General features: G+C 55.2%; 22 protein-coding genes, 1 other RNA gene and 2 pseudogenes. 8 read left to right on the top strand and 17 right to left on the bottom strand.

The genetic code is table 11. The features are described 5' to 3' along the window. Position 1: 1 nt before the first annotated feature. From murF to rsmI, 8 genes are all read right to left on the bottom strand, one after another. The gene (gene murF / locus R3F50_13830; protein ID MEZ5491381.1) at positions 2–1,351 is read right to left on the bottom strand and encodes a UDP-N-acetylmuramoyl-tripeptide--D-alanyl-D-alanine ligase; all 1,350 of its coding nucleotides are present in this window, start codon (positions 1,349–1,351) and stop codon (positions 2–4) included. A gap of 29 nt (positions 1,352–1,380) precedes the next feature. Beyond that, positions 1,381–2,895 (bottom strand): UDP-N-acetylmuramoyl-L-alanyl-D-glutamate--2,6-diaminopimelate ligase, encoded by a 1,515-nt coding sequence (locus tag R3F50_13825; protein MEZ5491380.1) that lies wholly within the window; start codon positions 2,893–2,895, stop codon positions 1,381–1,383. A 30-nt stretch (positions 2,896–2,925) separates the two neighbouring features. Beyond that, positions 2,926–4,647 carry a penicillin-binding protein 2 gene (locus tag R3F50_13820; protein MEZ5491379.1) on the bottom strand — a complete coding sequence of 574 codons (1,722 nt, stop codon included), beginning with the start codon at positions 4,645–4,647 and terminating at the stop codon, positions 2,926–2,928. Next, positions 4,628–4,993, bottom strand: a complete 366-nt coding sequence (gene ftsL, locus R3F50_13815; GenBank protein MEZ5491378.1) for a cell division protein FtsL — start codon at positions 4,991–4,993, stop codon at positions 4,628–4,630. Before ftsL ends, R3F50_13820 begins: the two co-directional genes overlap by 20 nt. A gap of 21 nt (positions 4,994–5,014) precedes the next feature. Next, positions 5,015–5,950 (bottom strand): 16S rRNA (cytosine(1402)-N(4))-methyltransferase RsmH, encoded by a 936-nt coding sequence (gene rsmH, locus R3F50_13810; GenBank protein ID MEZ5491377.1) that lies wholly within the window; start codon positions 5,948–5,950, stop codon positions 5,015–5,017. Between the two features lie 16 nt (positions 5,951–5,966). Beyond that, positions 5,967–6,425: a division/cell wall cluster transcriptional repressor MraZ gene (gene mraZ, locus R3F50_13805; protein ID MEZ5491376.1), complete on the bottom strand. Its 459-nt coding sequence runs from the start codon at positions 6,423–6,425 to the stop codon at positions 5,967–5,969. A gap of 441 nt (positions 6,426–6,866) precedes the next feature. After that, positions 6,867–7,232: RNase P RNA component class A (gene rnpB, locus R3F50_13800), an RNA gene on the bottom strand. A gap of 53 nt (positions 7,233–7,285) precedes the next feature. Then, complete coding sequence (gene rsmI, locus R3F50_13795) at positions 7,286–8,164, bottom strand: 16S rRNA (cytidine(1402)-2'-O)-methyltransferase (protein MEZ5491375.1); 879 nt, start codon at positions 8,162–8,164, stop codon at positions 7,286–7,288. A gap of 277 nt (positions 8,165–8,441) precedes the next feature. Here rsmI and R3F50_13790 point away from each other — a divergent pair, with 277 nt between their 5' ends. From R3F50_13790 to R3F50_13775, 4 genes are all read left to right on the top strand, one after another. Next, complete coding sequence (locus R3F50_13790) at positions 8,442–10,289, top strand: penicillin-binding protein activator (GenBank protein ID MEZ5491374.1); 1,848 nt, start codon at positions 8,442–8,444, stop codon at positions 10,287–10,289. A 41-nt stretch (positions 10,290–10,330) separates the two neighbouring features. Continuing rightward, the gene (locus R3F50_13785; protein MEZ5491373.1) at positions 10,331–10,717 is read left to right on the top strand and encodes a YraN family protein; all 387 of its coding nucleotides are present in this window, start codon (positions 10,331–10,333) and stop codon (positions 10,715–10,717) included. 308 nt (positions 10,718–11,025) lie between these two features. Next, on the top strand, positions 11,026–11,619 hold the full coding sequence (locus R3F50_13780) for a phosphoheptose isomerase (GenBank protein ID MEZ5491372.1): 594 nt from the start codon (positions 11,026–11,028) through the stop codon (positions 11,617–11,619). Then, positions 11,619–12,197 (top strand): BON domain-containing protein, encoded by a 579-nt coding sequence (locus tag R3F50_13775; GenBank protein MEZ5491371.1) that lies wholly within the window; start codon positions 11,619–11,621, stop codon positions 12,195–12,197. The genes R3F50_13780 and R3F50_13775 overlap by 1 nt, the downstream gene beginning before the upstream one ends. 36 nt (positions 12,198–12,233) lie before the next feature. Here the strand turns inward: R3F50_13775 and R3F50_13770 are convergent, their stop codons facing one another. The 7 genes from R3F50_13770 to zapE all read right to left on the bottom strand — a co-directional run bounded on the left by R3F50_13770 (position 12,234) and on the right by zapE (position 18,547). Beyond that, positions 12,234–12,629: a ClpXP protease specificity-enhancing factor gene (locus R3F50_13770; GenBank protein ID MEZ5491370.1), complete on the bottom strand. Its 396-nt coding sequence runs from the start codon at positions 12,627–12,629 to the stop codon at positions 12,234–12,236. Between the two features lie 89 nt (positions 12,630–12,718). After that, a complete protein-coding gene (locus R3F50_13765) occupies positions 12,719–13,351 on the bottom strand; it encodes a glutathione S-transferase N-terminal domain-containing protein (protein ID MEZ5491369.1) in 633 nt (210 codons plus the stop codon). Between the two features lie 24 nt (positions 13,352–13,375). Then, a complete protein-coding gene (locus tag R3F50_13760) occupies positions 13,376–15,427 on the bottom strand; it encodes a cytochrome b N-terminal domain-containing protein (GenBank protein ID MEZ5491368.1) in 2,052 nt (683 codons plus the stop codon). 26 nt (positions 15,428–15,453) lie between these two features. Then, positions 15,454–16,056, bottom strand: coding sequence for a ubiquinol-cytochrome c reductase iron-sulfur subunit (gene petA, locus R3F50_13755; GenBank protein ID MEZ5491367.1), 603 nt, complete (start codon positions 16,054–16,056; stop codon positions 15,454–15,456). Between the two features lie 326 nt (positions 16,057–16,382). Further along, a complete protein-coding gene (gene rpsI / locus R3F50_13750) occupies positions 16,383–16,775 on the bottom strand; it encodes a 30S ribosomal protein S9 (protein MEZ5491366.1) in 393 nt (130 codons plus the stop codon). A gap of 18 nt (positions 16,776–16,793) precedes the next feature. Then, complete coding sequence (gene rplM / locus R3F50_13745; protein MEZ5491365.1) at positions 16,794–17,222, bottom strand: 50S ribosomal protein L13; 429 nt, start codon at positions 17,220–17,222, stop codon at positions 16,794–16,796. Between the two features lie 200 nt (positions 17,223–17,422). Continuing rightward, entirely contained in the window at positions 17,423–18,547 is a 1,125-nt protein-coding gene (gene zapE, locus R3F50_13740) for a cell division protein ZapE (protein MEZ5491364.1), read from the bottom strand. Positions 18,548–18,714: 167 nt separating this feature from the next. Here zapE and R3F50_13735 point away from each other — a divergent pair, with 167 nt between their 5' ends. The 3 genes and pseudogenes from R3F50_13735 (at position 18,715) to R3F50_13725 (ending at position 21,061) form a co-directional block, all read left to right on the top strand. Continuing rightward, on the top strand, positions 18,715–19,536 hold the full coding sequence (locus R3F50_13735; GenBank protein MEZ5491363.1) for a DUF1043 family protein: 822 nt from the start codon (positions 18,715–18,717) through the stop codon (positions 19,534–19,536). A gap of 125 nt (positions 19,537–19,661) precedes the next feature. Beyond that, positions 19,662–20,397: pseudogene (gene cysD / locus R3F50_13730) on the top strand (sulfate adenylyltransferase subunit CysD). A gap of 154 nt (positions 20,398–20,551) precedes the next feature. Beyond that, a pseudogene (locus R3F50_13725) lies at positions 20,552–21,061 on the top strand (adenylyl-sulfate kinase). Between the two features lie 23 nt (positions 21,062–21,084). Here R3F50_13725 and R3F50_13720 read toward each other — a convergent pair. Next, positions 21,085–21,846, bottom strand: a complete 762-nt coding sequence (locus tag R3F50_13720) for a Nif3-like dinuclear metal center hexameric protein (GenBank protein MEZ5491362.1) — start codon at positions 21,844–21,846, stop codon at positions 21,085–21,087. 125 nt (positions 21,847–21,971) lie between these two features. Here R3F50_13720 and R3F50_13715 point away from each other — a divergent pair, with 125 nt between their 5' ends. Further along, the gene (locus R3F50_13715; GenBank protein ID MEZ5491361.1) at positions 21,972–23,117 is read left to right on the top strand and encodes a trypsin-like peptidase domain-containing protein; all 1,146 of its coding nucleotides are present in this window, start codon (positions 21,972–21,974) and stop codon (positions 23,115–23,117) included. Positions 23,118–23,125: 8 nt separating this feature from the next. On the opposite strand, the gene hisD is transcribed toward R3F50_13715, so the two are convergent. Further along, positions 23,126–24,457, bottom strand: coding sequence for a histidinol dehydrogenase (gene hisD, locus R3F50_13710; protein MEZ5491360.1), 1,332 nt, complete (start codon positions 24,455–24,457; stop codon positions 23,126–23,128). Between the last annotated feature and the right edge of the window lie 10 nt (positions 24,458–24,467).

Raw genomic sequence — 24,467 nt, 5'->3', positions numbered from 1 at the left:
TTCAAACACCGTGACTGTCACCCAGTGCCCGGACAATCTCGTCCAGGCCCGCCCTTCTGGAGCCTTTGATCAACAAGGTCACACCAGGTCTCAGGCTGGCCTTACAGTGCTCGACAATCTGCTTCTTGTCTTCAAACTGCCGGCCACCCTGGCCAAAAATTGTCGCACTGGTACCGCTTGCCTGGCCGACTGCCCAGAGCTCATTCACCCCCGCGTCGCGGGCGTAAACACCAATTTCCCGGTGCGCGTCCAGCGTGGAGCTGCCAAGCTCAGCCATATCTCCCATTAACAGAATCCGGTGTCCCTCGAGCTCGGCCAGCACATCAATCGCCGCCTTAAACGACTCTGGACTGGCGTTATAGCTATCGTCGATAAGCCGGCCACCGAAAACGTTATCGACAACATGCAGCCGCCCCTTGACCGGCCTGATGCTTTCCAGACCCGCCCTGACCTGTTCCAGGTTCGCACCGGTTTCAATTGCCAGCGCAGCTGCTGCCACGGCGTTTCCCACATTGTGCCGCCCCAGAAGAGCCAGCCTCACCGGGACCTGCACTCCTCGACCCTGGAGCAGAAAGCAGGTCCGACCCGAAGCATCGGTTTCAATTCTGCTGGCGAAATAATCAGCCTTGGAATTCTCGCAGGAAAAGCTCACAACCCGTCGGTCTCCGGCTCGCTCCTTCCAGGTCGCAAAGAATCTGTCGTCATAATTAAGCACCATAGTACCGTCCGGACCGAGGCCCTCGATGATCTCTCCCTTGCCTTTGCATACGCCTTCTAAACTGCCAAACCCTTCGATATGGGCTCGCGCCGCATTGGTAATAATGGCGACATCCGGCTTTACCAGGTTTACGCTGTAGGCAATTTCTCCGCCGTGGTTTGCACCCATTTCGATGACTCCGAAGCGGTGTTCGGTATTGAGCTGCAGCAGGGTCAGCGGTACCCCGATCGCGTTGTTGAGATTGCCTTGTGTCACCAGCGTCTCACCGGCAACCGACAGGATGGCGCCGGCCATTTCCTTTACCGTTGTCTTACCCTGGCTGCCGGTGATACCTGCCACTCTTGCGACGGAAGCCTGCCGGTTAAGTGCCGCGAGCTGGCCAAGCGCAAGCGTGGTATCCTTCACCACCAGTTGCGGCAGCTCCACCGGCACCGAGTGACTGACGATGGCCCCACAGGCCCCGTTCCGCTCGGCGTCTGCCACGAAATCGTTGCCGTCAAAGTTCGCGCCTTTGATGGCTACGTACAAGTCACCAGCCCGCAGACGCCGGGTGTCGATTGAGACCGAAGTAAACTGCCCGTCGCCGCCCAGCAAATTGCCACCCAGCGCACCGGTAATCTCACTTAAAAACATCGCCCCGATCAATTTCGCCTCGCCTTGTCTCAACGCCCTGCTGAGCGTCGCCGTAAAGCCAGCCGTACCTGACTGGCGTCACTGAACACGGTTCTTTTTCCGCCTATATCCTGGTAGTTTTCATGCCCCTTGCCTGCGATAAGCACAATATCCCCAGGGCTGGCTGAGGCGATCGCCTGATCGATTGCCTGGGCTCTGTCGCGTATCACCTCGACACCGGTTGCCCCGTCGATGCCGGACATGATATGCCGAACAATGTCCTCGCCACGTTCGTTTCGCGGGTTGTCGTCGGTGATTATCAATCTGCTGGCATAGGCCCTGGCAATCTCCCCCATCATGGGGCGCTTGCCCCGATCTCGGTTTCCACCACAACCGAATACACACCAAACCTCACCGTCAAAGTGGTCCCTGATCGCTAACAGGGCACTTTTCAGCCCTTCCGGCGTATGTGCGTAATCGACAATACAGGTCAACTCATCGCTACTGCCGATTATTTCCATACGTCCATGGACCGGCTTCAGGCCGGACACCGCGGCAAACAGTCTTTCCAGGTCGACAGCCCCCAGCCGCTCGAAGTGGCTCATCAGGGTTGTAACTACCGCCAGGACGTTGCTGATATTGAAGTTGCCGAAAAGTGGACAACTGATCCTGCCCTCACCATGTGGCGTGACAATTTCCGCCTCGAACCCATGCCGGTTGAGCACAATGCTCCTGGCATGAACTGTCGCGGTGTGATTGCAGAGGCTGTAGGTATAAACCTGCACATCTCTGGACACAGCATCCATCATGTACAGGCCATAACTGTCGTCAAGATTGATCACTGCCGCTTTCAACCCGGGGAAGGAAAACAGCTTCCGCTTGTTGACGGCATAGACTTCCATGCTTTTGTGATAATCGAGATGATCGCGCGAAAGGTTGGTGAAGATTGCCGTGTCGAAGCTGACCGCCTGAACGCGGTGCTGGTGCAGGCCGACGGAAGAAACCTCCATTGCCACGGCATCCGCCCCGTTTCGCTGCAACTCCGACAGCGCAAACTGAGTGAATACGCCGTCGGGCGTGGTATGAGAGGTCTCCCGTAGCTCATTCACTGTACCATACCCCAGGGTGCCTATCACTCCACAGGAGATGCCGCTGGCTTCCAGCGCCCGGGCAATAAACTGGCAGCAACTTGTCTTACCATTTGTTCCAGTAACACCTATAACCTTCAAACGTTCGCTGGGATTACCGTAAAACTTCCCGGCGATCTCGCTGATCCTGGTGGTCAGATTATCAATTGGGATGACTGGCACATTGTCCAGCCATTGAATACCCTGCCACTTGCCGCCTGACTCGGCCAGCACCGCCACAGCACCCAGCTCCAGCGCATGATCAATGTACTCCCTGGCATCGTGATTCTGACCGAAACAGGCTATGAACAGGTCACCTGGCTGCAACAGCCGGCTGTCCATTTTTACGCCGGTCACCCGCACGTCAAATCCAACCGGCAGTGGCGCCGGCATTTCTATCAGGCCTTCAATCAGTTGCCCGAGCGATACACTGTTCATTACTTTTTCTGCCGTATTCATAACACCGCGTCAGGTTTCCCCTGAACCTCCTGGATCGCCCATCCTGTCTGGCGGAACATTCAGCAGACGCATGGCCCCGGCTGCGATACGGGAAAATACCGGGGCAGCTACCTGACCACCATAATGCTCGTCACCCTTGGGCTCATTAACCACAACCACCACAACGATCCTGGGGTTGGCTGACGGCACCATTCCGACAAAAAGCGAGTTATGAATATTCTCTTCATACCCGAACTCGCCAACAACTCTCGCCGTTCCGGTCTTACCTGCCACGGAGTAGAAAGGCACCCGCGCGTCAGCGGCGGTGCCCCCTTTTTTCGGGTCGACTACTGTTTCCAGCATGTCAATAACCTGGCGGCTGATACCAGCCTTGAGCACCTGTTCACGAGGTAATGCCGCAACCTCCTCTTCACTGATGTGGAGAAGGGATAACGGCTTCTTGATGCCTTGATCGGCCAGTACCGAGTAGGACTGGGCAAGTTGCAGCGCGGAAGAGTTAAGACCATAGCCAAATGACAGGGTTGCCGTTTCTATTCGACTCCAGCCGGTTCTTATGGCTGGCAGGCTGCCCCCGCTTTCACCTGGAAAACCACTCCCGGTGACCTCACCGAAGCCTACCCGGGCAAACATGTCCCGCAGGGTTTCCGGGCCAAGTTGCAGCGCTATCTTGGCTGATCCTACGTTGCTGGACTTGGTTATAATTTTTTCCAGGCTCAACACACCGTAGTTAAGACTGTCCCGGACTTCGTACCCACTGACCATCATCCAGCCCCGAGTCTCTATCTCGGTGGCAGGCTGGTAAAGACCGCTCTCAAGTGCCGCCGCAATGGTAAAAGCCTTGACCGTTGAACCCGGTTCAAAAACGTCGGTGACAGCCCGATTCCGCACTACGCTGAAATCCCTGATACCGGCCTTGTTATTCGGGTTATAGGAGGGTTGATTAACCATCGCCAGCACTTCGCCACTTGCCACATCGAGAACCACGGCGGTGGCGGATTTGGCCCGACGTTTAACGAATTCCTCCTTGAGTTCCCGATAGGCCAGGTTTTGAATTCTGGCATCAATACTCAGGCGCAGATTGTTCCCCGGTTCAGCGGTTTCCAGGATCATTAACTCTTCAATGATATTGCCACGCCGGTCTTTCATGACGCGCCGACTGCCCGGTTTGCCACTCAGCCAGTTGTCGTAGGCGAGCTCCAGCCCTTCCTGCCCCTCATCGTCCACATTGGTAAACCCAACCAGATGTGCAGTGACTTCGCCCTGGGGGTAGTAACGCTGATATTCCTGCTGCGCGTAGACACCAGAAATTCCAAGTTCCAACACGCGATTGGCATCAGCCGGTGGCAGGCGTCGTTTGACATACAGAAATTCCCTTTCCCCGTTAGCGGCTATATTGTTCGCCAGCACATCAGGATTAAGGTCCAATTGTTCGGCAAGGCGCCGTATGGAGACCGAATCTCCATTGATCTGCCTGGGATTCAACCAGATTGACTTAACCGGAGAACTGACCGCCAGTGGCTCACCATTGCGGTCTCTGATAATACCCCGATGCGCTATTATCGGTTCGGTGCGGATAGTCCTGGCATCCCCTTGCCCCTGTAGAAAATCCCGTTCAACAATATGCAGGTTGCCGACTTTCCAGCCGATCAGACCGACACACAGGGCCAGACAGAAATACACCAGGTACAGCCGCCAGGCACCGACGGCGTGCTTATTTTCCTGCTTGCTCATTTATCACCATCACTATTTTTTCAATTTCCGGAACCCGCATTTCCAGCACTTCGGTGGCGCGCTGTTCAACCCGTCCCCCGACTCCCAGAGTGCTCTGCTCAATCAGCAACTGCCCCCATTGCACATCCAGCTCGTTGGCCTCATCCCGCAGTTTTTGTAGCTCGTTAAACAGCACTCGGTCCCTGTGAGTGAGATAAACGACGGATAAGCCCGAAACCAGCACCAGTGAGAGAAGGGTCAACAGGTGCAGGGAGGCAACCCGGTTCAGCCCTAACCAGGCCAACACGGAATCTGGCGCCGTGGCAGAACGGGTCGATGCTCTTTGTTGTCTCCGGGCGACTGTCATTTCCGTTGTTTCTCTATCGACTCAGGCAATTCGCTCAGCAACTCGCATAATCGCGCTTCGCGAACGGGGATTTGAGGCAATTTCCTGTTCACTGGGACGCACCGGTTTACCTATTGTCCGGAGCGTCGGATGCAATTGGCTGTGCATCACCGGCAGATCTCTTGGAAAGCTATCTCCCTTTGTCTGCAAGGATATGAATTTCTTAACTATTTTATCTTCCAACGAATGAAAGCTGATGACCACCAGGCGACCCCCGATGCACAAGACCTGCAGCGCATCATTCAGCGCCTGCCGCAGTGCTTCGAGCTCCTGGTTTATAAATATCCGAATACCCTGGAACGCACGGGTTGCGGGGTGCTTGTCCCGTTCCCAGGCCGGGTTGGCGAGCTTCACTATTTCCGCCAATCGCCCGGTTCTGGTAATCGGCTCTTCGGCCCTTGCTGCAACAAGCGCTCTTGCTATGCGACGGGCAAATCGTTCCTCCCCGTACTCCTTGAGGACAGAGGCAATCTCACTCTCTCTCGCCGTGTTCAGCCACTGCGCCGCGCTTTGCCCGGTATCCGGGTCCATACGCATATCCAGTGGCCCGTCCTGCTGAAAACTGAAGCCCCGGCTGGCATCGTCCAACTGGGGAGAAGAGACGCCGAGATCAAGCAGAATTCCGCTCACCCTGCCCGTCAGCTGATGGTTGGCGGCCATCGCGCCCAGGTTGGCAAAACTCTGCCGCACCATGAGGAACCTCGGATCCTGACGGGCCAGTTCGTCACCGGCGACTACCGCCGCCGGGTCCCGATCGAGGCCGAATAGACGCCCCTCCTGCCCGAGCCGGTCCAGAATCATTCGCGAATGTCCTCCCCGACCAAAGGTGCAATCCAGATAACACCCCGACTGATCCACCAACAGGGCCTCTACTGCCGGTTCCAGCAATACGCTTCGATGAGCAAATTCATTTCCCATGGCGCTTCTCAAAAAGTTACAACGAAAGGGACTGCAATTCTTCGGGAATTTCGCCCCCCTCGGCTTCAGACTCTGACAACCACTCTTCCCGCTGCGTGGTCCAGAGATCCAGATCCCATAGCTCAAGCTTTTTGCCTTGCCCAATCAATGCCACGTGCTTGTCCAGCCCCGCGTACTCGCGCAGCGTCTGGGGCAGAAGAATACGGCCGCTGTTATCCAGCTCCAGATCGGTGGCGTGACCGATAAGCAGGCGTTGAACTCTGCGGGCGGTGGCATTGAAGCTTGGAAGCGCTTCGACTTTGCGCTGAATCTCTTCCCATTCGTGGACCGGGTAGAGCAACAGACAACGGGCGCAGGTATCAATGGTCGCCACCAGATGACCGGCACAATGGCTCTGTAATTTATCCCGATACTTGGCGGGCATTGCCATGCGGCCCTTCGCATCGAGATTTATGGTGTTGACACCACGAAACACAGCTTTCCCCGTCTTGCTGACTATTGTTCTGGCGCGGGGTGTCTTCTCTTTCCACCCACCAGAGTCCCACTGGCGTGCAGATTCTCCCACTATTCCCCACTTTTCGACACTATAGGTTCAGGTCTGACCGAGTGCAAGTACTAATTGGGAAATAATTAAAGAGTTTGGCGGGTGCGGACGATAATCTAGGGTTGCCCTGATGACTAATCGGGAGAGACGATCGCCTGATCATAGAATAACGGGCGTATAGGGGCAGTCTTGAGGGGGAATGGAGAACTTCGCCCATTACACGCGCAACACCTGACGAAGCGTTACCGGCGTGCTATGTCCAATGGGCCTGGCAGCAGTAGCCGATTAACGACCCTGCCATCTCTACCTGAATACTCTTGCTGTGACCGATAACTCACCCAAGAACGAGTTATCAGACAGCAGGGGAAAAATAAATTGAGCCAGCCTGTAAGCCGGGTTTTGTCGAGGACAGTTATTCATCTACAACTCGTGTCACCACGAGCTTCTAGCAGCCTACCCGAACCCAGTGCGAGCCACACCGTAGGATTCCTATTTGGCCTTGCTCCGGATGGGGTTTACCTTGCCACGTCCTGTTACCAGTCGCGCGGTGCGCTCTTACCGCACCATTTCACCCTTACCTGCACCTCTTTCGAGGTAGCCGGCGGTTTATTTTCTGTTGCACTTGCCGTGGATTCACATCCCCCAGGGGTTACCTGGCATCCTGCTCTATGGAGCCCGGACTTTCCTCTCCCCATTACCTTTTGCAAGGTAACAGGCAGCAACTGCCCGGCTGACTCGCGCACAGTCTATTGCAGTTGGGCGCCGCCCTCAAGCAAATTACCGGGCCGGCTTCAAGGTGGATCCTGAGTGTCGGCAGCATTATTCTCCAATGCTGCCTTGTACAGCGCATTTCTGGGCGCCCCGGTGATTCCGGCTGCTAGCCGGGCGGCACTTTTCAAAGACAGTTCGCCGGCCAGCAAATTCAGTACCCTGAGACCTTCAAGCAGTTGCGCCTCTTTCATTGCAGCCCTGGGCTTACCTGCCAGCACCAGGACGAACTCACCCTTTTTCTGCTGGGGCTCGTCTCGCACCCAGCGCAGAATCTCTGCCACATTCGCTAACCGGGATGTTTCAAACTTTTTGGTCAATTCCCGCCCCAGGTACAGCTCACGCTCAGGCCCCATCACTTCCAACAGATCTTCCAGACAATCCACAATGCGGTGTGGGGACTCATAGAATATAAGTGTGCGCTCCTCTTCCACGAGGTCGGTGAGACGCACCCTCCGAGAGTGCCCTCTGGCGGGCAGAAACCCCTCAAAGACAAACCGGTCGCTGGGCAGACCGGACACAGAAAGCGCCGCCACTACCGCGCTGGGACCCGGAATCGGGACCACATCAACGCCCTGCTGCCGCGCTAACCGCACCAGCTCGTAGCCGGGATCTGATATGCACGGAGTGCCGGCATCCGACACCAGCGCCAGCGATTGATCCAGTTGCAACTTTTGCAGCAGGGATTGAAGTCGCTCCTTAGTGCTGTAATCGTGAAAGGAGATTAACGGCGTGGGAATAGCCAGCACATCCAGCAGTCTGGCGCTGTGACGGGTGTCCTCCGCGGCGATAAGATCCACCTCCGCGAGAGTTGCAACCGCACGCTCACTGATATCCGCCAGGTTTCCCAGCGGTGTCGCAACCACATAGAGCGTGCCGGGTACGGTAACTTTTCTGAGCATGTCGAATGTCTTCTTCTGTGGTGATTCAGAGGTTCCCCGGGGCCTGTTCACACAGTTTTGATTGTCGCCGTTGTGCCTAAAAAAGCGCCAATCAAATCTGTGTGAGCAGCCCCTAAGCTGCAGGCAGCCATTATCACTCATCAAAGCGCGTCTTGATACGACAACACCGTCCAGTGGTATTTCTGCTGATTTGTTGCTGTAGCAAAGCTTCTGTATTAGTCTTTCGTCACTGGTATCACCGCCTCAATACCAAACTGCAATCCTGAAGCTTAACAGCATGAATATCCCCAGACCCGGCATCAGTCACCTGCTTTGCCACTTCATCACCATGGCTTTGCTGGTTGCCTGCAACGTGGCGGCCCCCCCCGCCCCCATTCCGCAGATTGTGGAGCAGCGCGAACCCCGCAGCATCGATGAGTTTCTTCAGCTCGCCGAAAGCAGCCGGGAACCGCTGGCCAGCGAGTACCGAATTACTGCCGCCGAACTGCTGCTCCAGGACCAGCAGCCGGCACGGGCCGCTCAGGTCGTCGCTGCAATTTCTCAGGAAAATGTCCGCGATAACCGTCTGCGTATCCGGCTGTCAATTCTGCAGGCCGATCTGGCACTGGCCTCCGATGAGCCGGAAGCCGCCCTCAACTGGCTGGACGAAGATCTGCTGAGGGCACTGACGCAGCGGCCTGCACTGCAACAACAGGTCAATCAACGGCGCGCAGAGGCCCTGCTTGCGGCCCGCCGTTATGCTGAGTCAGTGCTGATCCTCTCGGAATCCGGAGGCTATGGCCTGCCTGCCGACAGACAGAAATCCCATGATCTGCTCTGGCAGGGCCTGCAACGCGTCTCGGAGCAGGAACTGACACAGCTTGCGGAACAGGCTGACTCCTACCAGCTCCGCGGCTGGATAGAACTGGCCCGCGCGATGCACAGCGAGGAATACAGTATCCCGGCACAGCAGGCAGCTCTGGAACGCTGGCAGTCCGTCTGGAATCGTCACAGCGCCGCCTCCATGCCGCCCACGGCGCTGCAGCGCCTCGCTGCGGTCTGGGATCGCCGACCAAAGCACCTCGCCCTGTTGCTGCCGGTTCAGGAGCCGATCGGCCGGGCTGTGCAGGACGGCTTTCTGTCAGCGTATTATGAGGCCATGGAGTCTGACGGCAACGTTCCGCAAATCACCGTATTCGATACCAGTGGCGTCGCTGAGATACGAGAGTTGTATCAGAGAGCAGTCGATTCTGGTGCAGATCTGATAATCGGGCCTCTGAACAAAGAGCTTGTCAGGCAGTTAAACAACCTGCCCTCGTTGCCGGTACCGACACTGGCACTCAACTACACTGACTTAGAATCGCGCAATTCAGAGTTCTTCTACCAGTTCGGCCTGGCCTTGGAAGATGAAATCCGGCAGGCGGCGAACAGGGCCTGGCAGGCCGGTTTTCGCAATGCAGCGGTTATCGCTCCCGACGACGCCGACTACTCGCGCCTCCAACAGGCCTTCACCCGCACCTGGGAATCTCTGGGTGGCAGCGTTGTCTCCGCGGTCAACTACTCCAGCGAAGGCGACTATGCAGACACCGTCAAGGGCTTGCTTGCCATTGATGACAGCGAGGCTCGGGCTGCACGAATTCGCGCGCTACTGCCAAGAGAGGAGATTGAGTTTATTCCGGTCAGGCGTGGGGATATCGACTTTATTTTCCTGATGGCCAACGCCAGACAAGGCAGACAGATCAAACCGACACTGGCGTTCTATTTTGCAGAGGATGTCCCCGTCTACGCCGTGCCGTCAATCAACGATGGCAGCGGCAACGAATTGGTCAATCGTGACCTGAACGGGATCATTTTTACCGACATCCCCTGGCTGCTGGAACAATGGCCTCTCAGGGCCACTATCGCCCAGAGCCTGCGACCAGCACAGGGTGCTTTGCAGCGACTCCGTGCCCTGGGAGTGGACAGTTTCCGCCTGTATGCCCGACTTGATCAGCTGGCACAGGGCGAATTGATTAATTTCCGGGGCGCCACCGGACTGTTATCCATGAAAGAGACTGGCGCCATAGAGCGTATCCCGCAGACCGCTGTTTTTATCGACGGCCGAACGGTGCGACTGGAAGATACCGGGTCTCTGGTAACGAACTGAACAATGCCAATGTACCACTGACCTCGCTCACGGAAGAGCCTGTGAAAATCCCTCACCACCTGCGCCGCACTGCAGGCAACAGTGGCGAAAAACTCGCCGCCAGACATCTCGCCCGTCACGGTCTGAAGCCTGTGGAGAGCAACTACCAGTGTCGCCAGGGGGAAATCGACCTCATCGCCATGGATGGTGAAACCCTGGTCTTTATCGAGGTGAAGCTGAGACAGGGTGACTCTCACGGCAGTGCCATCGAAACAGTCACGAAACAGAAGCAACAAAGGATTATCTTGTGTGCCCGACACTTTCTCATGCAACATTCCCGCTTTGCCAACTGCCCATGCCGGTTCGATATTGTAGGGATCACGGCCAGTCAGGGTGCTCAGGGTTATGAGATTGTCTGGCTTAAGGACGCTTTCCAGGCCGCCTGGTAAGCGGTCGGGTTCAGAGAGGATTCAGATAAACAGCGGGGAACCCGACAACTTAGCTGGCGGATATCAGGGAGTAGATAAAACAAGTTCTGACTGCGGCCGATATTACTGGGGAACTTCTGATTTATTACCCAAACGCTCTGACCTTCAGACGAACCCGCTGGCAAGGCACATTGCCGCCGGCATGCTCGGGCCTGTCAAGACAGTGCAACGAACCCAGCGGACTTGTCTGAAGGCACCGCAGAGCGCTGAGGAACCTGGTCAGCGGTTTCCCGGGGAATTAACCCATGGGTTTTCAAGGAAAATACGTAGTGGATTTACAAAAGCGCGTCGCGCAGCATTTTCAAGCCAGTATAGAAGCCAAGCAGAAAGCCTTGGAATATCTCGTACCGGCGATAAGTAACGCCAGCATCATCTGCGTGCAGGCATTACTGGATGGCAACAAAATACTCAGCTGCGGGAACGGCGGCTCGGCAGCGGACGCCCAGCACTTTGCGGCGGAACTGTTGAATCGATTCGAAATCGAGAGGCCTGGATTACCGGCACTGGCTCTCACTACCGACAGCTCAACATTGACGTCAATTGCCAACGACTATGACTTTAATGAGATTTTTTCCAAGCAGGTTCGCGCCCTTGGCAAGGAGGGCGACCTGCTGTTAGCCATTTCAACCAGCGGTAACTCGGCAAACGTCGTGCAGGCAATTCACGCGGCCCATGAGCGGGAGATGAAGGTTGTCGCCATGACCGGTCGGGACGGAGGCGAAATCGCCGGCTGCCTGGCAGGCACCGATCTTGAAATCCGGGTGCCCGTGCAATCCACAGCAAGAATTCAGGAGGTTCATATACTGGCTTTACATTGCCTCTGCGACCTCATAGACATCCAGCTATTCGGAGGTGACGAATAATGCACATTATGAAACGGGTTCTGCTCCTCTTGACCTTCTCCATGGCTACAGGGTGTACCACCATCCTGGTCGAGACTACCGGACCGGAGGGTATTCAGGAGGACCCTGGGAAACGCACCACAGGCGCCCGGATTGAAGACCAGTCCATTGAAACGAAAATAATCGTGAACATGAAATCTCAGGAGCCGGAATTCAAAAACGCCAACTTCGATGTGGTATCTCACAACGGCGTGGTGTTGATTGTTGGTCAGGTTCAGTCGGAACAGATGAAACAGCGTGCCACCGAAATCGCTGCAGAGGCCAGCACCAAGATCAAACGCATTCATAATGAGCTGGAGATAATCGGGAAAACAGGACTGCTGGCGCGCAGCAACGATGCCTGGATAAGCACCAAGGTACGGGCGCAGTTACTGGCAGACAAATCGGTGCCGTCGTCTCAGGTTCGGGTAATTACGAAAAACGGTTCAGTGTTTCTGATGGGACTGGTAAATCAGCAGCAGGGGGACAATGCTGCGGCGCTGGCCAGGAACATATCCGGTGTCACCCGGGTTGTTAAGGTGTTCGAATACATCAACTGAACCGGGCCGTCGTCAGCCTTTCCTGCGAGCTGAAGGTTATTTGACGACCCGGAGAGAAGGCTTTCCGGGCTTGGGCCTCTGGGCTTCGGCGGACTTCCCCGGTCCCGGGGGCGGGGGTTCACTCTCGCTCAATTCGAAAAACATCCCCTGGCCGTTTTCCCTGGCATAAATGCCAAGCACGGCCCCCACGGGCACAAACACCTGGAACGGAACCCCGGCAAACCTGCCTCGGAATTCCAATGCGTCGTTGTCAATGCGGAGTGCCTGCACTGCAGTGGGAGATATGTTGAGGATAATCTGGCCATCCTTGACATGCTCCTTCGGCACCTGAACATCGTCACCAAGGGCGTTAACAAGAATGTACGGCGTGCTGCTATTGTCCAGTATCCACTCGTAAAGAGCCCGCATCAGGTAGGGGCGACTCGAACTCATTGTCATGCCAACACCCCAGATCTAGTCATGCTCTGCCACCGGAAAAACCTCGCCGGCGCATTATACCCGGACACAGGCGCCTGACTGAGTTAAACCATCTCCTTTTCCTGCTCAGACAGGCTGTCCAGTATGGAATCCCGTTCGAACAGTCGATCACGATACGCCAGCAATGGTTTCACTGTTTTGGTATTGGGTAACTCAATGCCCATTGCGGGCAGGCGCCACAGAATCGGGGTAACACAGCAATCCACTATACTGAACTCGTCGCTCATAAAGAACGGCTTTTCCGCGAAAATAGGCGCGATAGAGACCAGGCTCTCCCGCAATTCTTTCCGGGCCTTCTCCAGTACCGCGGCACTGCCCTTCCCTGCCATCAGAGTATCAACCAACGAACACCAGTCTTTGCCGATCCGATACATCCACAGACGACTCTGCGCCCTGGCAACCGGGTAGACAGGAAAGAGCGGCGGATGGGGAAACCGCTCATCCAGGTATTCCATCATAATGTTGGGCTCGTAGAGCACCAGGTCCCGGTCCACCAGCGTAGGCAGACTGTTATACGGGTTCAGGGTAGTCAGGTCTTCAGGCTTTTTGTCCGGGTCAACGTCGATTGTTTCGACGGTAACACCTTTTTCCGAAAGCACGATGCGCACGCGATGACTGTAGTGACTCCTGCCATCGGAATAAAAGGTCATAGAAGACCGTTTCGCTACCACTCCCATAATTTATCCTCTATCCATGAACCGTCAGTGGTAATCCTTGCTGAACTCTCTGGCCGTCGCCCAGATGAAACCATAAAGCACGGCGAGGAACAGCAGGACCCATATTCCAATATCCTTACGCCGCTCTCTAACGGGTTCACCTATGTAATACAGGAAGTTAACAATATCATTGACCGCCTGATCGAACTCTTCCTCTGTCAGAGAGCCGGTCCCTTCCACATGGTGCAATTCACAGACTTCGCCACCATGATCATCAGCGTGCAGCTCACACTCCACATCCCCCTGCAGTTCATGCAGAACATTGGGCATACCAACGTTCGCGAATATCGTGTTGTTGGTTCCCAGCGGCCTTGACTCATCGTTATAAAACGATTTCAGGTAAGTGTAGAGCCAGTCTGCGGAGCGTACCCGGCCGACCAGGGTGAGATCTGGCGGCGCCGCACCAAACCATACCTTCGCGTCGTCAATGCTCATGGCATTTTCCATAAGATCTCCGATAGCCGCGTCGTCGAACACCAGGTTTTCCATAACCAGATCCAGAGGCACTTCGAGATCATTGGCCGTTCTTTCATAACGGGCATATTGCAGCGAGTGACAGCCTACACAGTAATTCATGTAGTTCTTCCAGCCTCGCTGCAATGAATCCTTGTCATCAAAATTCACCTCCGCGTGCTCCAGAGCCAGATTCCCCGCTTCGGCGGCCACCGCTCTCAGCGGTATGAATACCAGGGCAATCAAAAGAGCAAGGGTAATCGCCAACTGTGGCCAGGTGATCCAGCGGCCCATGGTGACCCTTTCCGGCACTGGAAAGGTACGCTCTTTGCGGGTGTACCACGGCATCAGGAAAAAGTATCCGAAATACACCACGGTCATAATCTGCGCAAGCAGTGTCTTGCCCGGGCTCACCGACTGAGTACCCAATACGCCGAGAATCAGGAAGCTCACAATGAACAGCAGCAGGGCAACCCGGCTGTACCAGCCCTTGTACCGCATCGAATTGACCGGGCTCTTGTCCAACCACGGCAACACGAACAGGATAGCGATGGCACTGAACATCACAATGAGTCCCCAGAACTTCGCGTCAATTCCGAATAGCGGATAGGTGACGGCTCTCAGCATGGAGTAGAAAGGCGTGTAGTACCAGACAGGGGGCACATGTTCCGGCGTTTTCAGCGGATCGGCTTCCTGAAAGTTGGCCACCTCAAGGAAGTAACCCCCCATTTCCGGGGCGAAGAACACCACGAAACAGAAAACAAACAGGAAAACAATGATCGCGGGCAGATCGTGGTACATCGTGTAATAAGGGTGAAAGGGTACGCTGTCTACAGGTACACCATCCGGCCCCTTGTTCTTCTTGATGTCTACACCATCTGGATTATTTGACCCGACTTCGTGCAGGGCCAGGATGTGCAACACAACCAGGGCCAGCAGAACGATCGGAAGCGCAACCACATGGAGGGCAAAAAAGCGGTTCAGTGTAGCATCGGAGATCAGGAAATCCCCTCGCACCCAGACCAGCAGGCCGTCACCGATAATGGGGATCGCACCGACCAGAGACACAATCACATTGGCACCCCAGTAGGACATCTGGCCCCAGGGCAGAACGTAACCCATGAAGCCTTCCATCACCAGCACCAGGTAGATGGCCATGCCGAAAATCCAGATGAGCTCACGAGGCTTCTTGTAGGAGCCATACATGAGACCGCGGAACATATGCAGATAGACCACCAGAAAGAACGCTGAGGCACCGGTGGAATGCAGGTAGCGCAGCAGCCAGCCGAAATTGACATCACGCATGATGTATTCGACGGAAGCAAAGGCATCCTCTGCACTGGCGGTGTAATTCATGGTCAACCAGATGCCGGTCAGCAACTGCAGAACCAGAACAACCATCGAAAGTACGCCAAAGAAGTACCAGAAGTTAAAATTCTTTGGAGCATGGTATTTACTTAGATGCTTCTCCCAGGCATTGACTATGGGAAGACGAGCGTCAACCCAGTCCCTGAGCCCAATCAGACCAGTTACCAGTTTACCCTGGCCGGCAGTATTGCTGGATTCAGTCGGTGTCTCATTCATGACGTTTTGTGTCTCGCTCATATCGCTCATGCCGGATTCTCCTCGTCTATACCGACAACGAGAACATTGTCACTTTCATAGGAGTAGGGAGGGACTTCCATGTTTCGTGAAGCCGGTGATCCACTGTAAACGCGGCCGGCCAGATCGAAACGGGAGCCATGACAGGGGCAGAAGAACCCGCCATTCCAATCGGCATCAAAAGGCTCCGGCTGCAATTCGATATGGGGCGTGGGCGAGCAGAACAAATGCGGGCACAAGCCGACCAGAACCAGGATCTCGGGACGACGGGAGCGGTACTCATTCTGCGCATAGCCTGGCTGCTCGGGCTGCTCGGAGGCAGGGTCTGTCAGGCGGTCGGCCATGGTGGTGAGCGCGCTGAGCGCCTCTTCGGTGCGTTTAACCACGAAGATTGGTCGTCCGCGCCAGGCAGGAATTGGCCCAAGAATTTCGCCTTCCTGGAGCCGGCTCACATCTATACGTACCGGTGCACCAGCTGCCCGCGCCCGGGCGCTCGGGTTCCAGGAGCCGACAAACGGTACAGCGGCTCCCACGACACCTACTGCACCTACGGCAGAGGTTGAGCCCACTAAAAAACGCCTGCGGCCAGTATTAGTACTGTCGTCAGTCACCTTATAAATCTCCTATCAGAGCTAGCTATTTCAAAATCAAGCATTGAGCCGGGGTGCAGCCTTCAGTTACTTAGGAGAGCCGCTGTCTGGATCAAACTACTTAAGTGTTCACGTGTGGAATCGGGTTATGGCTGCCCGCGATGAGGCCAGCAAAACCGGCAGCATGTTAGTTAATTTTGCCTTTTTTTTCAAGTGGATTTTGTTGGGCGGCGCCACTTCCCGACTCGAACTAAAGACCCTAACGCCTTGAAAGAAATAAAAAAACGCCGAATCCTGCGAGCAGGACCGGCGTTGAAAATAGATTCAGGTTTAAAATCTTTAAACGCTTAACGCTTGGAAAACTGAGGCTTCTTCCTGGCCTTACGCAGACCGACTTTCTTCCGCTCCACTGCGCGTGCATCACGGGTGACGAATCCGGCCTTGCGCAAGGTTGGCCGCAGCTCCTCATCGTATTCCATCAGAGCCCGGGTAATGCCGTGTCGAATTGCACCAGCCTGACCAAAGCTGCCACCGCCCCGAACTGTGACGTAAACATCGAACTTCTCAGTCATTTCGACCAGTTCCAGAGGCTGACGCACAATCATCCTTGCCACTTCCCGACCAAAAAAGCCGTCCAATGGTCGTTTGTTGACGGTAATGATGCCAGAGCCGTTCTTCAGGAAGACCCTTGCAGTAGAGGTCTTGCGCCGACCTGTGCCGTAGTATTGAGTCGCAGCCATAGAACGCCTGATGCCTCGTTAGATCTCGATAGGTTGGGGTTGCTGGGCACTGTGGGGATGCTCTGGCCCGGCATACACTTTAAGTTTTTTGAACATGGCACGCCCCAGTGGGGTGCGCGGTAACATCCCTTTTACAGCCAGCTTAATGGCTTTTTCCGGCACTCGTTGCTGTAGTTCTCCAAAAGATTGGGACTTCAGGCCGCCCGGATAACCGGAGTGAGCGTGGTACATCTTGTCAGATACCTTGTTTCCGGTCACGTGAACCTTATCAGCATTGATCACAACGACGAAGTCACCGGTATCCACGTGGGCGGTGTACTCAGCCTTGTGCTTGCCCCGCAAGCGAGTGGAAATCGCGGCCGCCATACGGCCTAAAGTCAACCCGTCTGCATCAATAAGCAGCCAGTTTTGCTCTACCTGTCCGGGTTTTGCACTGAAAGTCTTCATCGTCTAACGCCTAAGTCCTGGAGCCTTTGTACAAGGAGCGCGAATACTACCGGAGCGTTCGTGAACTTTCAATAGCCCTGCCCAAGAAAATTCCACCCACGGTCACTTTTTCATACCTGGCCTGAGTCACGCTGATCCTGCCATGGCAGGCCCGAAAGGAATTAACGCCGGAACCACCGCGAGAGACCGGGAAAATAATTTCACGGCCTATGCGGACGGGCCAGGTAGTCGTGTGACTGCATCTCAAGCAGGCGGCTACCCGTCCGCTCAAACTCGGCCCTGAGACCGGTCCCATTATACAGATCCGGCAATGGGACAGCCGCCGTCATAATCAGCTTCACACCCCGATCATACAACTCATCGACCAGATTGACAAAACGCCGGGCCTGATCACCCCGCTGATCACCAAGCTGGGGCACATTGCCCAGCAACACGGCATGGTAAATTCGGGAGAGCTCGATATAGTCGTGCACGCTTCTCGGACCGCCACAGAGCTGGTCAAAGTCGAACCAGGCCACGTCGTCCGAGACATAGCGACTGACAATGGGCCGTCCGAGTATTTCAATGACCTGATCAACCTGTGCCTCTGCGTAATCCGGTGCTAGATTGGCGAAATTACGTTGCAGCGCGGCGTCACCCTCGGCATTCAGGGGGTAGTGGTAAAGTTCGGCGCGGGCCAGGTTACGGAGCCGATAGTCAGTGCCTCCGTCCAGGTGAAAAGTTTCCAGATTTTCACTTAACAGCTTGATCGCCGGCAGAAACCTGGCACGCTGCAAGCCATTCTCGTAGAGCCTGTCAGGTTCAATATTGGAAGTGGTGATCAGCACCACGTGGCGCTCAAACAAAGCCTCAAGCAGCCCTGACAGAATCATGGCATCCCCTATATCGGAAACAAAAAACTCGTCAAAACAGACTACCGACGCCTCGTCCGCGATACGGCCTGCGACTTTTTTCAGCGGATCTTTTTCCCCCTTCAGACCGCTGAGTTCATGGTGAACCCGCTGCATGAAGCGATGAAAATGAGTGCGGAGCTTGTTGGGGAATGGTAAAGACTCATAAAATACATCCATCAGGTAGGTCTTCCCTCTCCCCACGCCACCCCAGAAATAAAGCCCACGCGGCGGGTTGGGATCTTCCCTGTTGAGGAACATCGCTATCCGGCCCAGTGGCCCGGACTGCATCCTTTCCCGCCACAGCAGCAGGTCCCGATGCAGAGTGTCCAGTCGCTTTACGGCTTCGAGTTGCGCCCGGTCCAGCTGAATCACCTTCGTATCGAGATCCCGCTGATAGCGCTGCCGGGGTGACTTGAGTTGCTGTGATGCCATTAAAGTCCGGAAGGATCGAAAGCGGCCGAAAGGGCTGAATCCAGGGATTGTAAAGTAAAACTTTTTACGGCGAAATGCCGCCAATGCGGTTATACTACCCGACTCCGCATAATTCAAAATACTCAACAATCTTATAAAAACTAATCTATTCAAAGGCTGCATAATTTATGTTTTGGTTAATTGGAATTGGCTGTCTCGCCCTTGGCGTAATCATTGGTGCTTTGTCCGCGAATCGCCTGAGTGGTACCCCGACACGAATCAAGGAACTGGAGGGGCAGGTTAAGAGCCTCGAAGAGCGCCATGATCAATACAAAGACGACGTCAGCGATCACTTTAACGTCACTGCCGATCTGGTTCAGCAAATGACCCAAAGTTACCGGGACGTCTATCAACACCTGGCTACGGGCGCACAGGACCTGTGTACTTCTGAGGTAGCCAACAAATTACTGCCGGCCGGGGCGGATGCGGTGTTCGATACTGCGGGCTCAGGCAGCAGTGCACTTGGCTTCAATCCTCCCAAGGACTATGCCACCAAACAGAGCCCCGACCAGAAAGGTGCGTTGGCTGAAGATTTCGGTATCGAAAAGACCAGCGTTGAAGAAGACGAGCCTGTGCTGAGTGAGGAACTGGAGGACAGCGAATCATCCCAACAGGAAGAGCAGGACAGTCAGGGTGACAATCAGGAAGTTTCCGATTCTGACTCCGATGAGGCCGAGTCCGAGAAAACCGCCGCTGAAAACCTGGCGCCGGCTGATGACGACGAGGACGCTGAAGCCGCTTCTGAAGAAGAGATCTCTGGATCGGAGAGTGAAGAGGAAGAGGAAAATCCAAAGGTTGCTGGTGCTGATCAGGAAGTCCCTGGCGAAGAAGTCCTGGAGCTGGAGACAGAAAGTCAGACTGACGAGGATGAGGAAGACGACGAGAAGGATGACGATGCTGGCGACGAAGACGAAGACGAAGACGAAGATAAAAAAAACAGAGCTAACTAAGGTTTCAATGATAAAAAAACAGTAACCAGGGCCGGCGGTGGGGGCTAACAGCCTCCACCCCGCTTCCGGCCTTCAGGCAATTCCTGACCACTCCCACCGATATTCGACCGCACCTGTAAAGCACGATGGTCGAATACAACCTGACACACCTCAAGCAACTTGAAGCTGAGAGTATTCATATAATCCGGGAATTCGCTGCAGAGTTTAACAACCCGGTGATGCTCTACTCAGTCGGAAAAGACTCCTCGGTAATGTTACACCTAGCACTGAAGGCGTTTTATCCAGGCAAGCCACCGTTCCCGTTCATGCATGTGGATACGACGTGGAAATTTCGTGAAATGATTGAGTTCAGAGACCGCCAGATGGAAAAACTGGGACTCAGCCTGCTCGTACGCATTAACCAGGAAGGAGTCGCGGCCGGCGTTGGCCCGTTTACTCATGGCAGCGAAAAACATACCGATATCATAAAGACCCAGGGCCTCCGACAGGCACTGGATAAATACCACTTCGATGCCGCTTTTGGCGGCGGGCGTCGTGATGAAGAAAAATCACGGGCCAAAGAGCTAATATTTTCCTTCCGAGGTTAAGAACCACCAGTGGGACCCAAAAAATCAGCGCCCCGAGCTATGGAATATCTGCAACTGCAAAGTGAACAAGGGCGAAAGCATCCGCGTGTTCCCTCTGTCAAACTGGACGGAGCTGGATATCTGGCAGTGCATCCATCTGAACAATCTAGACATTGTACCGCTCTACTTCGCCAAACCCAGAACAGTAGTGAATAGGGACGGCGTGAAGATACTGGTTGATGACGAACACATGCCCATTGACGACAAGGCGGCAATCAAGATCAAAACTGTTCGATCCGGCACCAGGTAGATGTCAACACGCTGGCACAGCATCCGGCACCCGGGCTGGAGCTGAACGAAATAGGCTTCTGTGAAATTTCGCTGGAACGAAAAGTCTGCTTTGATGACTATGAAAACAATCACGGTACGATCAGCGCCCGGTAACTGTTATGTTCATTGGTGTTTCAGGCTCAGGAAAATCCACACTCACCCATGGCCTGGAACGCAGGTTGTTCGACATGGGCAGGGTCAGTACGGTACTGGACGGAAAAACCATGCGGCTGGGCATCAGCAAGGACCTCCCCCATGATGCCGAGGGGCGCGCGGAAAACCTGCGGCGCAGTGCCAATGTCGCGAAATTCCTGAACGATTCGGGATTGATCTGATGCGCCTCTTTTGTCGCCCCTAATCGTGACTCGCGGGAACACGCGCTAAGTGTAATCGGCAAGGACAACTGCCTCATTATTTACCTGAACCCACCCATGGAGGTGTGTATTCAGCGTGACCCTAGCGGCCTCTATGCAGCGGCCGACAACAGCGACTCTGTCGATGTGCCTGGCCTGTCATTCCCCTACGATCCGCCGGAACATACGAATCTGGAACTGAATACGGCCAGCCTGTCGGTAGAAGAATGTCTGCAGCGGGTAATCCAACTGCTGCGGGAAAGCGGGATCCTCTGAAACCGGTACCGGTCTCCCCAGGTTCAAACGGGATTGTCAACATCGATGAACTGGTGCTGCAACTGGAATTTCTCAGCCAGGTAGTGGCCCAGGGCCTGAACACCATAGCGTTCTGTGGCATGGTGGCCCGCGGCGATGAAGCAGATGCCTGACTCCCGGGCAATGTGAACCGTAGGCTCTGAAACCTCACCTGTAACAAAGGCATCCGCCCCCGCGGCTACCGCCTCTTCGATATAATTCTGGGCTGCACCAGTACACCAGGCGATCTTGCGGATCTCCGCCTCCTTCCCCTGAATAACAAGTGGCATGCGGTGGAGACGCGATTCCACCAGGGCTGCCAACTGATCCGCAGAACAAGCCGTTTCCAGGCTGCCCAACAGCCCGATATTCTTACCCTGGTAGCAGGCAAATTCACCTGTTACCTGGAACCCTAACAGCTTTCCGAGCTGCGCGTTGTTACCCAGCTGCGGATGGACGTCCAGAGGAAGATGGTAGGCGAACAGGCTGATCTGATTTGCCAGCAGGGTTTGTATTCGAGCCCGCTTGATGCCCGTTACGGTCGGGTCCTCACCTTTCCAGAAATAACCATGATGGACCAGTAACATATCTGCACCCTCGGTGACGGCCCGGTCTATCAATGCCTGACAGGCGGTGACGCCACTCACCAGCCTGCTGATCTGGCTGCGCCCCTGCACCTGCAACCCGTTGGGACAATAATCGTTGAATAGCTCCGGCCTGAGTACCGAGGCCAATTCCGATTCAATGGCATTTAACGTGGCTGGCATGACAACGACTCCTATGACACGGTATATTGACGGTAGGCTGCGTAGCCTGGCTGTAAGCGTAGAGGGCCTCAGTTAAGCAGAGGCACCTCCTAAAATTGCGGATCAGCAACAGGCTGTGGCCCCGGATGCAAGATCAAAATATGATGGAACAATTAAGAAAAATTCTCCAGTTCAGCAGCTGGCCGGTCCTTGCCGGTGTGCTGCTGGCGGTTACCGTTATGCAATACCAGCAGATGCAGAAGCTTAACGAGCTTAGCCTGCTGCTGGAGACTGTCAACAGCCCGCCGCCCCAGAACCTGACGTTCTCAGACGCGATCAGCCGGGCCGCGCCGGCAGTGGTCAGCATCCACGCAATACCCGCGGTCCTCGAGAGTGTCGAACAGATATCTGAGGACCAGATTACCTTTTACTTCGGAGAACAGGACAGCAGTCTTGGATCCGGAGTTATTGTCAATTCTGATGGCTTCGTACTGACAAATTTCCATGTCGTCAGTCAGTGGCTCTCGGAGTCAGTCATCACCCTTGCCGATGGCCGCAGCACCCCGGCCACCCTGGTGGCATTCGATAAAACCCATGACCTTGCCGTTCTACACATCAACATGGACGACCTGACGCCTATCCCAAGAGGAGACGACACGACGCTGAGCGTGGGCGACGTGGTGTTCGCTATCGGCTACCCCCGCAACATAGGCCAGTCTGTGTCCCAGGGCATCGTCAGCGCCAGGATCGATAATCAGGCCGGAAATACCGATTCCTACCTGATTCAGACTGACGCCGCCATAAATCCCGGCAATAGTGGTGGAGCTTTGATCGACAGAAACGGAAATCTGGTTGGGATCAATTCGTCCATCTTTTCCGAGACAGGTCGCTTTGAGGGCATAGGATTTGCAACGCCGGTGAGTACCGCGATAACTATTATGGAAGAGTTGGTGGCAGAGGCGATTGCCAACAACCCGGGCTATCTGGGCGTATTGACGGGAGAGGTTTTAAACGCAGAGACCAGCGGGCTGTTTTTCGGCGTGCCGGATATTCGCGGCATGCTGGTAGAAAACGTGGATGACGGCGGGCCCGCCCAAAGGGCCGGGATCTTACCCGGTGATGTAATTACCCGCGTGGGCAATACTGCCGTGGTAGATGAGGAAACCATCATCCTGGAATTTCAGAATAAACGCCCCGGAGACGCGGTGGTGGTGCAGGTATACCGTGACGGGCGCTATCTCAACCTGCCCACCGTTTTGGGTTTTGGCCAGGCCATGGTGTTCACCCCATGACCCGACGACTACGGCTTCTTTTCGCCAAGGCGATATTCTGCTGACAGGGCGTGCGCCTGCAGCGATTCACGCCTGGCCAGTGTCGCGGCGGTTCCAGCAATACTGGCCGCTCCGGCGACCGAGCAGTTGATCACCGAGCTGCGCTTCTGAAAGTCATAGACTCCCAGTGCTGAGGAGAACCTGGCCGTCCCCGAAGTAGGCAATACATGACTGGGGCCGGCACAATAGTCACCGAGCGCCTCCGCAGTATGGCTGCCGAGGAATATTGCTCCGGCATTCTCTATGCGGTCCAGCAACTGTCCGGGATCCAGCACCGACAGCTCAAGGTGTTCCGGAGCGATCCGATTACTGACTTCGGCTGCTTCCCGCAAATCTCTGACCTTTATAATCACACCACGGTCCTGCAGTGACGTCCGAATGATAGCCCTGCGATCCATGCCCGGCAGCAGTTTGCTGATGCTGCGTTTTACCGCATCGATGTATTGAGCATCCGTCGCGATAAGAATAGACTGGGCCTGCTCATCGTGCTCCGCCTGGGAGAACAGGTCCATTGCGATCCAATCTGGATCGGTGCTGCCGTCACAGATCACGGTCAGCTCTGACGGACCGGCGAGCATATCGATTCCTACTATGCCGAAGACCTGTCGCTTGGCTTCAGTGACGTAAATGTTTCCAGGTCCGGTGATTTTATCGACACGAGGAACAGACTCGGTGCCAAAGGCCAGAGCAGCCACCGCCTGGGCACCACCCAGGCTGAACACCTTCTCCACGCCGGCCAGTGCCGCTGCGGCAAATACCAGGTTCTGTACTCTGTCACCCTCCCGGTACTCGGTAGGCACGGTGGCTATTATTTCATTAACGCCCGCTACCTGCGCGGGGATCGCCAGCATCAGCATGGAGGAAGGATAGTTTGCTTTGCCGCCTGGAACATAAACACCAGCGCTGGTAAGCGGGGTGATTTTCTGACCATACACAGAGCCGTCTGCTTCCTCGTACTGCCAGGACGATTGTTTCTGTTTTTCATGGTAGCTGCGTATCCGATCTGCTGCGTGGCGCAATGCCTGGGCATCATCTCGGCTGCTACTTTCCAGAGCAGCCTGAAGCTGGTCTGCGGTGACAGTCAGATCAGCCATGCTGGCAGCCTGGCGTTTATCAAACCGGTTGGTGTAGTCGACCAGCGCGGCATCACCACGCTCTCGAACGTCCTTTATTATCGCCGCTACAGTGCTGGCAACTTCCGCGGTAACCAGGTTGCCGCGCTTGAGAGCGGCATCAAGCGCAGCGGTAAAACCCGCCTCTGCTGAATCGAGTACTTGAATTGAAAGCTGTTCGGTAAGCATCTACTTAACT

The sequence above is a fragment of the Gammaproteobacteria bacterium genome (assembly GCA_041395725.1).
Lineage (GTDB): Bacteria > Pseudomonadota > Gammaproteobacteria > Pseudomonadales > Pseudohongiellaceae > NORP240.
The sequence above is the reverse complement of the archived record's forward strand: the minus strand, read 5'-3'. Positions and strand labels throughout refer to the sequence as shown.